Annotated in this window: 12 protein-coding genes and 1 pseudogene; 10 read left to right on the top strand and 3 right to left on the bottom strand. The window is 46.2% G+C overall.

Features of this window, described 5'->3' with window-relative positions; genetic code table 11:
* Nucleotides 1–166 precede the first annotated feature (166 nt).
* Nucleotides 167–724, bottom strand: a complete 558-nt coding sequence (locus BTA35_RS02175) for a hypothetical protein (protein WP_077242778.1) — start codon at nt 722–724, stop codon at nt 167–169.
* 283 nt (nt 725–1007) lie between these two features.
* On the opposite strand from BTA35_RS02175, the gene trhP reads away from it, so the two are divergent.
* The 3 genes from trhP (at nt 1008) to cysQ (ending at nt 4312) form a co-directional block, all read left to right on the top strand.
* A complete protein-coding gene (trhP, locus tag BTA35_RS02170) occupies nt 1008–2393 on the top strand; it encodes a prephenate-dependent tRNA uridine(34) hydroxylase TrhP (RefSeq protein ID WP_077243355.1) in 1386 nt (461 codons plus the stop codon).
* A gap of 126 nt (nt 2394–2519) precedes the next feature.
* Complete coding sequence (locus tag BTA35_RS02165) at nt 2520–3431, top strand: prenyltransferase (RefSeq protein WP_077242777.1); 912 nt, start codon at nt 2520–2522, stop codon at nt 3429–3431.
* A gap of 41 nt (nt 3432–3472) precedes the next feature.
* Entirely contained in the window at nt 3473–4312 is an 840-nt protein-coding gene (gene cysQ / locus BTA35_RS02160; protein WP_077242776.1) for a 3'(2'),5'-bisphosphate nucleotidase CysQ, read from the top strand.
* 73 nt (nt 4313–4385) lie between these two features.
* Here the strand turns inward: cysQ and BTA35_RS02155 are convergent, their stop codons facing one another.
* Nucleotides 4386–5585, bottom strand: coding sequence for a GGDEF domain-containing protein (locus BTA35_RS02155; RefSeq protein WP_077242775.1), 1200 nt, complete (start codon nt 5583–5585; stop codon nt 4386–4388).
* Between the two features lie 402 nt (nt 5586–5987).
* Between BTA35_RS02155 and BTA35_RS02150 the strand changes: the two genes are divergently transcribed.
* The 5 genes from BTA35_RS02150 (at nt 5988) to BTA35_RS02130 (ending at nt 11921) form a co-directional block, all read left to right on the top strand.
* Nucleotides 5988–7505: a fumarate hydratase gene (locus tag BTA35_RS02150; protein ID WP_077242774.1), complete on the top strand. Its 1518-nt coding sequence runs from the start codon at nt 5988–5990 to the stop codon at nt 7503–7505.
* 143 nt (nt 7506–7648) lie between these two features.
* On the top strand, nt 7649–9619 hold the full coding sequence (locus BTA35_RS02145; RefSeq protein ID WP_077242773.1) for a methyl-accepting chemotaxis protein: 1971 nt from the start codon (nt 7649–7651) through the stop codon (nt 9617–9619).
* 437 nt (nt 9620–10056) lie between these two features.
* Complete coding sequence (locus tag BTA35_RS02140; RefSeq protein ID WP_077242772.1) at nt 10057–10458, top strand: hypothetical protein; 402 nt, start codon at nt 10057–10059, stop codon at nt 10456–10458.
* A gap of 9 nt (nt 10459–10467) precedes the next feature.
* Nucleotides 10468–10650 carry a hypothetical protein gene (locus BTA35_RS02135; protein WP_024699546.1) on the top strand — a complete coding sequence of 61 codons (183 nt, stop codon included), beginning with the start codon at nt 10468–10470 and terminating at the stop codon, nt 10648–10650.
* Nucleotides 10651–10958: 308 nt separating this feature from the next.
* On the top strand, nt 10959–11921 hold the full coding sequence (locus tag BTA35_RS02130; RefSeq protein WP_077242771.1) for a HEPN domain-containing protein: 963 nt from the start codon (nt 10959–10961) through the stop codon (nt 11919–11921).
* A 183-nt stretch (nt 11922–12104) separates the two neighbouring features.
* Here the strand turns inward: BTA35_RS02130 and BTA35_RS02125 are convergent.
* A pseudogene (locus BTA35_RS02125) lies at nt 12105–12338 on the bottom strand (transposase); the annotation flags it as partial.
* A gap of 186 nt (nt 12339–12524) precedes the next feature.
* On the opposite strand from BTA35_RS02125, the gene BTA35_RS02120 reads away from it, so the two are divergent.
* Together BTA35_RS02120 and BTA35_RS02115 are read left to right on the top strand one after the other, a co-directional pair.
* Nucleotides 12525–13310, top strand: coding sequence for an enoyl-CoA hydratase/isomerase family protein (locus tag BTA35_RS02120; RefSeq protein WP_077242770.1), 786 nt, complete (start codon nt 12525–12527; stop codon nt 13308–13310).
* 52 nt (nt 13311–13362) lie between these two features.
* A complete protein-coding gene (locus BTA35_RS02115; RefSeq protein ID WP_077242769.1) occupies nt 13363–13962 on the top strand; it encodes a DUF938 domain-containing protein in 600 nt (199 codons plus the stop codon).
* Nucleotides 13963–13964: the final 2 nt, after the last annotated feature.

Raw genomic sequence — 13964 nt, 5'->3', positions numbered from 1 at the left:
CTGTGCGTAAGCACACCAAAAGGCGACCCTAGGGTCGCCTTTTTTATTGCCTGTTTATGCTCAGTTGGTATTGGCTTCTGATCTCTGACAGGAATTTTGGGCTCAAAAAAACCAGCCGAAGCTGGTTTCAAGCGCAAGTCTTTTTCCTCCTGAAGAGGGCAATTGCTTACTGGTATTGCGCTTTAAACTGAGCAATCAGTGCATCAGGGCGTTGCTTCTTATTACTGTTGTTTAAAACATAAACAATGGTTTCACCGTTAGGGCCATCACCAATTTGGGTGAAGCGATAAGGGGTTTCGCCAGTGGCACGCACATTCTGCATATCTTCCAGCGTTGAGAACACATAGATACGGCCCTCAGCTCTCATTTCACCATAGAAAGCATCTGGCTTGAGTTTGCCATCATACATATCAACGCTTTCTACACCGGAACGTTTCTTTTTGTCTTTCCCGTTGAGTCCAAAGACCAGGGTTTCACCATTAGGGCCTGAAGCAATACGTTTAAAGGCATAGGGTGTTTCACCGTGCTGCAGAAAATGAGCGTAAGTGGACTTGTCATAGAAAAAATAGATACGACCATCATCATGATGTACTTCATACAAGGCTTTAGCCTGCTGCATCTGTTCCTGTGCACTATTATGTGCCGTACCCATTTGGGCACAGGCAGACACGCCTGCAATTGCGCCCGTTATCAGAAGAGCTTTAGCTAATGCTTTGAGTTTCATATTGGTTTCCTTTTATATCAGGCAATTAGAAATATTGAATCTGAACTTTCTAGCAGCCTATAAAAAGAGTGTTTCGATAAGATTACGATTTTGTTGCGCTGTTGTGACCGTATCGATCATAAAATTCTGAGTGATAACCAGCTTAACTGCCACTAAAAATATGGGATTAGACTGTTGTCTAACCATGCCTGTGTTAGAATCGCCAGCTTTCAATTTTACGCTTGCAGTGCGCGTTTTCTCAAAGGGTGGATCTGGCCTGCAACCAGACACCGAAGAGGTTGATATGTTTAAGCCTGAGCTTCTTTCCCCGGCGGGTACCTTTAAAAATATGCGTTACGCTTTTGCCTATGGTGCAGATGCCGTCTATGCAGGGCAGCCCCGTTACAGCCTTCGTGTCCGAAATAACGATTTTAAACTGGATAACCTGGAGAAGGGGATTCAGTACGCTCATGACCGGGGTAAACAGTTTTACGTGGCAAGTAATATTGCCCCCCATAATGCCAAAGTGCGTACTTACCTGAATGATATGGCTCCTATCATTGAGATGAAGCCAGATGCTCTGATTATGTCAGACCCAGGTCTGATTATGATGGTCCGTGAGCGTTGGCCTGAGCAAACTATTCATCTGTCTGTACAGTCTAATGTGGTGAACTTTGCTGCAGCTAAGTTCTGGCACCAGCAAGGTGTCGAGCGGATCATTCTGTCACGGGAGCTTTCCCTCGAAGAGATTGAAGAGATCCGTAATGAATGTCCGGAGCTTGAGCTGGAAACCTTTGTGCATGGCGCATTGTGTATCGCTTACTCAGGTCGCTGCCTGTTGTCCGGTTACTTTAACCATCGCGATCCGAACCAGGGAACCTGCACCAATGCCTGCCGCTGGAACTACAATACTGTTCAGACACAAACGGATGCAACAGGTGACCTGATCCCTGTCTCCCAGGTTGATCAGTCTGCTGGTGTTTGGGACCCGTCCATGTCCGGGGGTGACGTCATGTCACCGGGTGCTATGCACCATGATGAGAACAGCCAAGGCTTATCTGCACTGATTGAAGAGGCTTCCCGACCGGGAGAGATGATGCCGGTGTATGAAGATGAGCACGGCACCTACATCATGAACTCTAAGGATCTGCGTGCAGTACAGCACGTTGAACGCCTGACTAAGATGGGTATTCATTCACTGAAGATCGAAGGCCGTACCAAGTCGCATTATTATGTGGCACGAACCGCCCAGGTATACCGCAAAGCGATTGATGATGCGGTTGCTGGCCGGCCATTTGATATGAGTCTGATGGATACGCTGGAGAATATGGCGCACCGGGGTTACACCGAAGGCTTTTACCGTCGCCATGTCCATGATGAGTACCAAAACTATGAAACCGGTAACTCTATTGGGGTGAATCAGCAGTTTGTTGGTGAGGTTATGAACTTCGATAGCCAGCGTAATGTCCTGGAAATCGATGTAAAAAATCGCTTTGAAACCGGTGATATGCTGGAGCTTATGTTGCCGGAGGGGAATCGTCGCTTCCAGCTGCAACAGATGGAAAACCGCAAAGGTCAGGATATGCAGGTTGCACCTGGTAATGGTCATATTGTCAGGTTTGAGCTGGATGGAACAGGCCTTAACGAGGCGGATCTGGAGTATGCGCTGCTGATGCGTGATCTGAAGTAACCTGTATTGGTTTTTCCGATCCGTCATAATAAGTAACTGATCTCTGCTATTAGCCGCCTGTAAAATTCTCATTTGCACAGGTTTCAGAAAAAGTCCTATGGCAATAGCAGAGGCTAAGGATAAAGCATGACAGCGCAAACGCTTGGCAGCCGACATAGCAACCCTCAGAAATACCAATTGCTGAAGGCTGCCCGTCCTTTTTCACTGGTGGTTGCTGTTCTTTCCTGCCTGCAGGGTATCATTCTGGGTTGGAATGGTAGCCATGCACCTTTTCTTTTTGCCGCGGCTATTCTGGCCGGAGGAATTCTGCTGCAGTTTGCCGTTAACCTGATTAACGATCATTCTGATATCCGTGAACTGGATCAGCGCTTTCCTAATGCCTCAGAAAGTGACCGGCAAGACATAGCCTGCTTGATTGACCGGAATTTTCGGTTAGGCCTTCTCTGTTTTCTGATGGCAATTCTGATTGGCTTGTTTTTAATCAGTTTACGAGGATTGGATCTATTATGGATCTGTCTCGTCGGCTTAGCGGGTGCTTACTTTTATACTCAAGAGCCCATCAACTATAAAAACCGAGGGTTAGGTGTGCCCATTGTTTTTTTTATGATGGGCATTCTGATGATTTCAGGGTCCGCTTATGTAATGAGTGGATATTTTAAAATAGAATATTTTTTGCAGGCGATTCCGTTAAGTATTCTGACTTCACTGTTACTATTGAGTAATGAGCTACGTGATTTTGAGAGTGATAAGGCTGTTGGCCAGCAGACACTGACGGTGCGTATTGGTTATCAGAAGTCAGTCGTGCTCTACAGACTTATGGCCTTGTCGGCATTTGTTGCTGCTCTGCTGTTATGGCTTAGCGGTGTGATGCCGTTTAGTGCATGGATACTGATGAGTCTATTGGCACTAAAGGCCCCCTGGCGTTTGCTGACCGTTCCGGCAAATGAGCGCGTGATGATTACACCATTAACCGGGCGCTTTCATGCGATATTTGGCACTCTTCTGCTGACGAGTTACCTGATCCCACCTCTATTTTAATCCGTTGATTTTCCATATCGGTATTTGGCTAAGGAGTCATTATGAGCACATCGAGTATAAGGACCCCTGCATCCTTGTTACCTGATATCGTACAGTTATCCCGCAAGGCAGGTGAGGCGATTATGGCGATTTATCAGGAAAAGGATTTAGGTATCGAGTATAAAGCGGATAACAGCCCATTGACCCGTGCTGATCTGGCATCTCATCACTGTATTGAGCAAGGCTTGAGTCAGTTGACGCCGGATATTCCTGTATTGTCAGAAGAGAGTGATGATATTCGCTGGGAAGAGCGCCAACACTGGTCTTGTTACTGGTTGGTTGATCCTCTTGATGGCACGAAAGAGTTTGTAAAACGCAATGGTGAATTCACCGTTAACATTGCATTGATTAAGCAGGGTAAGCCTGTTTTAGGCGTAGTGTACTCACCGGTTAAAGACTGGCTTTATACCGGTGCCGAGGGTCTGGGCGCACATGCTCAGTATGGCAGTGATAGCCCGGTTCGGCTGAAAACAGACCCAAAGTATCAGCCTGAAATCTGGAGAATCGTTGGGAGCCGCTCCCATGGCGCTGAACGACTGGAGAAATTCTGCGCCGTTTTGCCTGCGTTCCAAAATGTTCCCATGGGCAGCTCGCTGAAGCTTTGTTTAGTGGCTGCCGGTAAAAGTGATCTTTATGTTCGCTTTGGCCCAACGGGTGAGTGGGATACAGCTGCAGCGCAAGCTGTTGTTGAACAGGCGGGGGGATGCGTGTTGGATGGCGACCTGAAGCCATTGCGTTATAATCAGGAAGCGAGCCTTCTGAATCCGGAGTTTGTGGTTTGCCAGAAGGTCGATCCGTTATGGGCTGAGCACTTTAGTGAATTAGCGGAACCAACTCACTGAGTTTCATTTGCTGCGTTGATGACTCTTGTCATTTACTGCGTTGATGACTCCTGATAGATCAAAGAGTGCAGGTCTAATCTTTGGCTGTCTTTCCTGCGTTATCTAATGTACGGCTGGAGCTTTGAGCGCCTGATATATAAATTGTCTGGTTTCTGCCGAAGCTTTTTGCCTGATACAGAGCTTTATCCGCCCGCTTTAATGTTTCTTCCAATGTTTCGCCCCAGCGGTGTAGCGTAGCGCCGATAGAGGCGCTAAGCCTGAGGCCTGGTTCAATGCTGTCAAAGGTGTACTGTTCGAAAGCAAGTCGGATACGTTCGGCGATCTGTACGCCACTCTCCTGATTGGTTTGTGGCAACAACAGGATAAACTCTTCACCGCCGTACCTGCCAAACAGATCGCTGCCTCTCAGGCATTCCCGGGTTATCTGACAAAAACGTTCTAATACAAGATCCCCTGCCTGGTGGCCGAAGCGATCATTCACTCTTTTGAAGTGATCAAGGTCTATCATGCAGAGTGCAGAAGACTGGTATTCATCTGTACCTGCAAGCCTCAGTCGGCTTTCTTCAAAAAATCGGCGGCGGTTGAGTACGCCGGTCAACTCATCGGTTCCGGCTATTTCATCCAGCTGTTCCATCGCTTGTTCGAGTTCTTCATTCGCGCGTTGCATTTTATGGTTACTGTGGCGAAGGACAGAACGTTGTCTCTTCAGGCGCTCACTCAACCGTCGAACGTAGCTACCAAAAAGAGCGATCCAGGTTTGTGCTGAGGCCAATATAAGCCACTGTACCAGACTGAGCTTTAGGTTAATTTCTTCCGGGTGGAAATAAAGATCTGAAGCGATTACACCGCCAAAGCAGACAAGACTGAGCAGGCCAACGAAAGCAAACTCAAACATAGAGATCTGAAAAATTCCAAACAGCATGACCATAATGTAGAGCAGTGTCAGGCTACCACGTATCTCTGGTAGCTGGCTGATCAGAATACTGAACCATATAATCGCGACTGCCATCTGCATCAGTGTCAGGGAGGGGTCTTTGAACCTGAGATTGATTCGGCAATGGAACAGTAACCAAAAAGCTCCCTGGGTCGCCATAGCGCTAAATGTCAAAAGCACGAAGCTTAGCAAGCTGAAATCTGTTAACAGATCCAGGCTGAGAGCCAGTGCTAAGATCAGAAGTAGCATGCCATGAGAAAGTGCGGATATACCCAAGCGCTTCATGCGCAGATATTGCTCGTGACGCTCTCTGGTCGCTGGGCATTTTATTGTTTTCATTTTTGGAACCACAGTAAGGATAGTGAGATAACGCTTGGCTGGAAGCTTTATGGGGGATCTTTTTTGAACAAAGGTTAAAGTTGTATCTTTGATGAGTGTGGGTTAAGAGTCCGAACTCTTCTGTAGTCTAGGTGTTTCTTTGTGTAACTTTTTGTTAAGTGGTTTTTGTGCCTTTGTCTAAAGTTGAGCTGACAGATGGGCCTTAGCTTCAGAAAATCGTGTATAATCCGGCGACTTAACAGGATCTGATGATAGCGTTGTGCCCTCCTTTATTTTATAGCTCTTTATTACAGCCGGAGCGTGTTGTAATTAGGGCAGACGACTTAGTAGCAGGCCTTCAATAATAACGAGACTCCGGTTCGCCGGAGCCAAGCACACACCGTGATAGGAGATGCTCCGAAGATGACGACTGTAATCCGTCAAGACGATATGATCGATAGTGTTGCGGACGCCCTGCAATATATTTCCTACTACCATCCGGTAGACTTTATTCAGGCGGTGCATGAAGCCTATCTGAGAGAGGAAAACCCTGCAGCTAAAGATGCAATGGCACAAATCCTGATCAACTCACGTATGTGTGCAGAAGGTAAGCGTCCTATCTGTCAGGATACTGGTATTGTTACCGTATTTGTCAAAGTAGGTATGCAGGTACAGTGGGAAGGCGATATGAGCCTTGAAGACATGATTAACGAAGGCGTTCGTCGTGCTTATACCCACCCCGATAACGTACTGCGCGCTTCTATTCTGGCGGACCCTGCCGGTAAGCGTCAGAACACTAAAGACAATACCCCTGCGGTTATTCACTATGAAATCGTACCGGGCAACACCGTTGATGTTCAGGTCGCAGCGAAAGGTGGCGGCTCTGAAAACAAATCTAAAATGGTGATGCTGAACCCATCGGATTCTATTGTTGAGTGGGTTAAGAAAACCGTACCGACCATGGGTGCTGGCTGGTGTCCGCCAGGTATGCTGGGTCTGGGTATCGGTGGTACTGCTGAGAAAGCAGCCGTTATGGCGAAAGAATCTCTGATGGACCCGATTGATATCCATGAATTGCGCGAGCGCGGCCCACAGAATCGTGCTGAAGAGTTGCGTCTGGAAATTATGGATGCAGTTAATGAGCTGGGTATTGGTGCTCAAGGCCTGGGTGGCCTGACCACGGTACTGGACGTTAAGATCAAAGACTACCCAACCCATGCGGCTTCTCTGCCGGTATGTATGATTCCTAACTGTGCGGCCACACGCCATGCACATTTTGAGCTGGATGGTTCCGGTGCTGCATTGCAAACACCTCCGAACCTGGATGATTGGCCGGAAGTGACTTTCGAAGTCAGTGAGAGCACCCGCCGTGTGAACCTGGATGAAGTCACACCAGAAGACGTTCAAAGTTGGAAGCCGGGGGAAACGGTTCTGCTGAATGGTAAGATGCTGACCGGTCGTGATGCAGCTCACAAGAGAATGGTTGAGATGCTGAATGCCGGTGAAGAGTTGCCGGTGGATCTGAAAGGGCGCTTTATCTACTACGTAGGCCCGGTTGATCCGGTACGTGATGAAGTGGTTGGCCCTGCTGGCCCTACTACGGCAACCCGTATGGACAAGTTCACCCGTCAGGTTATCGAGAGCACCGGTCTTCTGGGAATGATCGGTAAATCTGAGCGTGGCCCTGTTGCGATTGAAGCGATCAAGGACAACAAAGCGGTTTACCTGATGGCGGTAGGTGGCGCCGCTTACCTGGTATCGAAAGCGATTACGAACGCCAAGGTATTGGCTTTCCCTGAAATGGGGATGGAAGCCATTTATGAATTTGAAGTGACGGATATGCCGGTTACAGTGGCTGTTGATACCAAGGGTGAGTCGGTACACACCACCGGGCCTGCTAAGTGGAAAGAGATTATCGCGGCGAAAAACGTCAGCGCTTAATTTTATTGTGAAAAATAAAACTCGGCTTTTATAGCCGAGTTTTTGATGTTGAATATCACCTGATAATAAATATAAATGAATAGCAGTTTTAAACATGATCATCATTCACGGATTGATGAAATACGCTGTTTGGAGATAGCATCATGGCTTTTTGGAATGCATTATCAATGCGGGCACGTTTGTTCGCGGCCTCTTCAATTGTACTAACTATCGTTTTATGTCTGATTATATTCCTGCAATCAGGTCTTAATAGCAACGACCGGCTGAACCGCCTAGAGCTTGAGGAACTACCTTCTGCGATTACGGGGATATCTGCCCGTATTGAAGCGGCTTTAAGTCCTGCCATTGCAGGATCGCAATCACTCTCGAACAACACCTTTATTCAACGCTGGGTTCGCGATGGTGCGGATGAATCCCGTTTACCTGAAATAACAGAAGCCCTAGCCCAAACGTTTAAATCTCTTGATGCTGAAGTGGCCTTTATGGCGATTAATACACCTTCCGGTGCTTATTATTACCACTACACTGGCAAATTGAGTGTGCAAAAAATGTCGACCAGCAACCCTGATAATGCTTGGTATTACCGTTATATTAAATCGGGTCAGGAGTATGAGCTGAATTTGGATACGAACGAACTCAGTGGCGGCAAGATGATGATGTTCGTGAACTACAGTAGCGATATGACCAGTGCTAATGGTGAGCCGATAGTTGTCGCTGGGGCCGCGCTTAATATGAGTCAGATGGCAAATATGATACAAAATTATCGTATTGGTGAATCCGGCATTGTGATGCTGTCAGATAAAGACGGTTTAATTAATATCCATCCAGACTCCTCTATCGCAGGTAAACAAAATCTTAGTCAATCCCCAGATTTTGCCCCTTTAGTCAATACGCAATGGCAGGGTGTCTCTGCCGATACTTCCCGTATCTATCGGGTTGAGCGTGCAGGAGCCCCGGTTTTTATTGGTGCTATCTATATTTCTGCCTTACAACGTTATTTAGTAGCTGAGGTTCCTGTGGTAGAAATTATGGCTCAGATCCAAGGGAATCAACGCTATACTCTGATGGTTGCCGGGCTTTTACTTTTAGCCAGTTTGGCTGTTTTATACCCACTGGCGGGTATTTTGATAAGGCCAATCACTCGCTTGCGTCAGCAGTTACGCAGTGTGACCGATGAGATGAATTTAAAGGCTCAGTTCTCTACAGTGGATAAAGCGGAAGTGGGTGAATTATGCCTACAGCTCAATAAGCTGTTTGATCGTCTACGGGACACTATTTTAGATGTACAGCATTCAGCCAAAGAAGCAGAGGCCATTGGTTCTAATGTTCAACAGGCAGCCTCCCAGACTCAAGAGGCATCCTTTCAACAGCAGCAGGCTATTAATGGTATCTCGAACCATATGGATCAGTTAGCTGAACAGGTCTCGACTATTGCCGATCAGGCGGAGGAAGCGGCGGGGCTTTCAGATAAAGGTGGCACAGTACTAGCGAGAGCCTTAACTCAGCTAGGGCAGAGCCATGAAGCGATTAGCAATCTGACAAAAGATATGACCCAAAGCTTGGGGGAGCTAGATAAGCTGTTATCCCATAGTGAAAATATTATGCAGGTTCTTGAGGTTATTCGTGATATCTCAGACCAGACTAATTTACTGGCGTTAAATGCAGCGATTGAAGCTGCCAGGGCCGGTGAGCATGGTCGTGGCTTTGCTGTTGTGGCCGATGAAGTTCGCCAATTAGCCAGCCGAACCCAGTCTTCCACGACAGAAATCCATGAGATGCTGGAAAACCTGAAACATTCAAGTGAGGGTATGGCAAATCAACTGAAATATAGTTCTGACAGCAGTGAAAAAGGGATGCAAAGCCTTGATGAGACGCAGAAGGAGCTTACTACACTCTCTGATGAAATGAAGGCTATTTTTAGTAAAAATAGACAGATGGCAGATCAGACTCATCATCAACATGATGCGGTTAATAAAGTACATATTGCCCTGGAGCGGCTGTCTGATGACGCGGCAGTTACTGCATCGTTAGCTGATAACTCCAGCGAGGCGAGCGTAAGCATTAACCGGCTTATGCAACAACTGCATGATAAGAGCCAACGTTTTCAGTGTTAATCTAACGTCATCAACAGGGCTGAATATTCTTCAGCCCTTTTTTTCAGCCTCTTTGATCTTTTGATCAGAGACTAGGAACTAGGCAGCTACCGCAGGTTTTCTACATCTTAATTCTTTTGGTGTTACGTTATATCTAGGTGAGTCATACCTACTTTGTTTGACTTAATGCGCAGTTTACCTAATTAAGCCGATCAGATAAGCTGCAAATTCAATACATTATGGAAACCGTGCCTGCCCATTGCTTTTAAGAGCACAGGCGCACGGTTATTGGCGTATATACGCATGCGCGTTTAGCAGGGAAGCAGTCAGATCAGAAAACGGATTTTTCCTTTCTAATCAAAATCTTTCCTCAATTTTTGGCGGTATATTGAAACTGGCGAAATAAGCATGCCTATGATTAAAATGTTAGGTGTTATTGAAGTTTCGAGGTCATATTAATGGAAAGTAGGGTTCCTTTACCGACGGATAATATTTACAAATTTTACGCATTATTTGGTCTTCTACTGCTTATATTTAGCATTAGTTCGTTAGTTTATGTAAACCATAGCACTAACACTCTAGCGTTTGATATTGCTGTTGAATACACCACTTTAGCTGCAGATCCTGCCCGCTCTGTTTCAGAAGAAGCTCGCTTTCAAGTTTTAGATAATAAGCTAAAAATCGCAAAAAAAAATAAAACGATATTCTTGTCAAGTTTAGGTTTTTTTGCTGGTGTAGGGCTTCTAATGATTTGGTATGGTTTTAGGACATGGCATCTTGTGGTGCAGCCACTTCAAGACGAATTACTCAAACTCAATATAGAGAAACTCAAACAAGATTTAGGCAAAGGCAATAAGTAAGGGACAGATATGCATGAAGAAATCAGTATTGAAAGTAATGGCAAAGTAATAACTGCTTACTACACCATTACAGGTGATACCTTGGATGTTACTTTACCGGATGGTAGCACTCGAACTACCCAACTACGAGGTTTAGACCCTGAGTCTGCCGCAGAAGTACACCTCAAAGCATATGCGCTGAAAAACACCTAACAAAGCGTTTAAGGCAGATTCGCAACGCTCGGCATTTTCGGTTTGCTTTGAATTTAGTGTCTACGGCACAATGGTTTAGGTATGGTGGTGGTGGCTCACTACTTAACGCGGTGTTAGGCTGTAGAAAAACCTAACGGGTTCTGGTTATTGAGAATTTATCGCGCGCTTACGTTGATTTAAGAGTATTTGGCGATGAAAACTGCCCCAGAATTCACGTAGAAGCGTTATTTTTAGTACAAAAAATGATCAATTTTTGAGGCTGAGGTTTTTCTACAGCCTCGTTAAGTTTCCATGAGGGTTGGGTGTATATGCAGTTGAATCCAGAGCTAAAAAAATTCATTGATCAGATAATGCCTCAAATCGATGAGGTTTTTACTGAACATAACTTTCCAATCCATGAGCGATTCATGAAAGCTGCTGTGTTCTTCGTAGAAAATTGCATAAAAGGTAGTTCGTTGGGTGATTCAGAAAATATTTTAGAGCATGATGCTTTTTCAAGAGACATTGTTCCATTATTCATGCAATGGTATTACGAAACTTATGGTGAGCTTGCTAAACCGCCACATCAGTCTGATACATATGGGATTGTAACGTCATATGCTCAGCCTATTAAAATAAAAATACCTCTCACAACATCATCGCTAACTGAAAAAGGAACTTGCTGGCTTAAATTTCCAGATAGTATTGAGGAAACTGAATCGTATACAGACTTCATCGATGACAAAGTAAGGCTTGAAGCTCTTGTAAGTGAAAGATTAAGGGTTCTTGAGAATGAGGTTTTAGAAGTGGCTTCAAAGACTCGAAAAATACACTTAAACCTAATGAGTGTGAGTGGGTTAGAGCCTGAAACTCTGAGTATGAAAAACGGGATATGGGCACACTTTGAGAAAGCTATTGATGACATCATATCTTTCAACACAGATAGAGTATCAATAGGGTGTTGGGAGCTTCACTTAGCAGTGGAAAAGTCATTTAAAGTATTAATAAAACAAAAGATTGGTAAAAAAATATTCGGCCATAATCTTTTGTCTCTCTACGAAGAATCAAAACAGTTTTGCGCAGACCTTGATGTTGAGAGCCTTAAATCTCTACCTAGCGAGAAAGATGCTATTAAGCTTAGATATGCAGAGCAGTTCATGCACTTAGATAAAGCTATTGAGCATTATAAAACGGCACTAAATATTGTTTGCACTCTAACTGAAAATTTAGATAGGAAGTTAAGGTTTAACAATGCAGCATTGGAGATAAAGCAAGCTCCTTGGGCAATTTAGCCCTGTATAAACTTAGCAAGCCCATCAAATTTGCTCCCTTCGGTCGCCGGACGCTCGTTCCTCGCGCCGTTTATGGCGGGCGTTCAAGCTGTAGAAAAACCTCCCGAACTATGGTCTGATCGGGTTTTGAAACGCAGGAGGCGGTGATGGCGAGGGTGTTCATAGTTCTGTGTCACCCATTACTTACAGATCCACGTAGCCGTCGATCCGTCCTTCAAAGTGGATGCTCAGCTGCGACAACGTCAGGTTCCCGTTTTGCACGGGATGCGTCCAGCGCTCTGATGCCTTCAACATACCTGCGTACAGCAGCCTGAGTAACGCGTTTTCATTGGCGAAGCCGCCTTTAGTCTTGGTCAGTTTTCGGAACTGGCGATGCACTGCCTCAACCGCATTGGTCGTGTAAATCGCTTTGCGCACCTGCCTTCTGATGCCAAATATCCGCTTTGTCGTTCCTATGATTTTTGACTGATAAGTCAATTTTGACTTGCCCTGCCAGCTGTGAAATTCTCGTGCTGTTTTAGCACGGTTTTAAAATCACCGTCCTAATACCTTGTTTGTAACACATGCCTTATTCATAACAAGATCAACTGGCCGGAGAGCCCTATGAGCGCAGTACTTTTTGAACGTATCGACAATATCGCCTGGATTACCCTGAACCGCCCTCACGCTTTTAATGCGATGGATGAAGATGCTATGCGCCGTCTGAGTGAGCTGGCGAATCAGTGTGCCTGTGATTCATCCCTTCGGGCTGTAGTGATCACCGGTAGTGGTGATAAAGCTTTTTCTGCCGGTGGTGATGTAGGGGCTTTTGCTGATGATCCTGATTCAGTTGATCGCTTGCTTATGGATATGACAACGTATTTTCATAGCGCTATTGCCCGGCTTTCACGTTTACCGTTGCCTGTTATTGGAGCCATTAACGGGATGACCGCAGGTGCGGGCCTGGGTTTAATGGCCTGTTGTGATCTGGTTATTGCGGCAGATACCGCTCGTTTTACCAGCGCTTATACGCAAATTGGCTTCTCTCCTGATGGCAGTACATCCTATTATCTGACTCAGCAGATAGGGCCGCGCCGGGCGAAAGAATTTTTTATGACGAACCGTGTGCTTGATGCTGAAACAGCTCTGGACTGGGGACTGGTCAATCGTGTTGTACCGGCTGATAAGTTGGAGGCAACGGTTCAGGAACTGGCTAAGATGCTTGCAGCAGGGCCGACTCAGGCTTACGCCAAAGTAAAACAACTGGTGGGCAGCGCCCATACGGCAACTTTAGAAAGCCAAATGGAGCTGGAGTCTCAATCCATTGCCGCATTAAGCAAAACACAGGATGGGCGGGAAGGCGTTCAGGCCTTTATCGCCAAACGTCCAGCCCAGTTTTCAGGTCGCTAATACCGGCTTGTAATCTTCAAACGTCTTCACCGCTTTTAAGACAGGAATAGCCATGAATAAACCCTTTTCACAGGCCTGCGAAAATAATAAGGCTCCTATCCTTCAGGTCTTAAAGCGCACTTTCAGTGATGTTTCGCAGGTTCTGGAGGTGGGCAGTGGCACGGGCCAGCATGCGGTATATATGGCGGAGCACCTGCCTCATCTGCAATGGCAGCCTTCTGATCAATTGATCAATCTGCCGGGCGTGAAGCTCTGGTGCGATGAATATTCAGGTGACAACCTTCTGCCACCCATTGAGCTTGATGTGACTCAGGCTCAATGGCCCGAGATAAAACCGGATGGCATCTTTACCGCCAATACTCTGCATATCATGTCCTGGGCTATGGTTGAGGCTTTTTTTAAAGGTATTGGCTCCCGGTTGCAGGCGGGAGGCAAACTCTGTATTTACGGCCCGTTCAATTATCAGGGGACTTATACCAGTGAGAGCAATCAGGCTTTTGATCGCTTTTTGCGGGACAGAGACCCTTTAAGTGGCATCCGGGAGTTCGAGGCGGTCGTGGAACTGGCGGAGTTAGCAGGCTTGGCACTGGTTGCCGATCATAGGATGCCTGCTAATAATCGTTTGCTGGAGTGGTGCAGGATTGACGTATAGTG

Origin of the sequence: Oceanospirillum linum (assembly GCF_001995095.2) — a bacterium.
Classification (GTDB): domain Bacteria; phylum Pseudomonadota; class Gammaproteobacteria; order Pseudomonadales; family Halomonadaceae; genus Oceanospirillum; species Oceanospirillum linum.
This window is presented reverse-complemented; position numbering and strand designations above follow the sequence as displayed.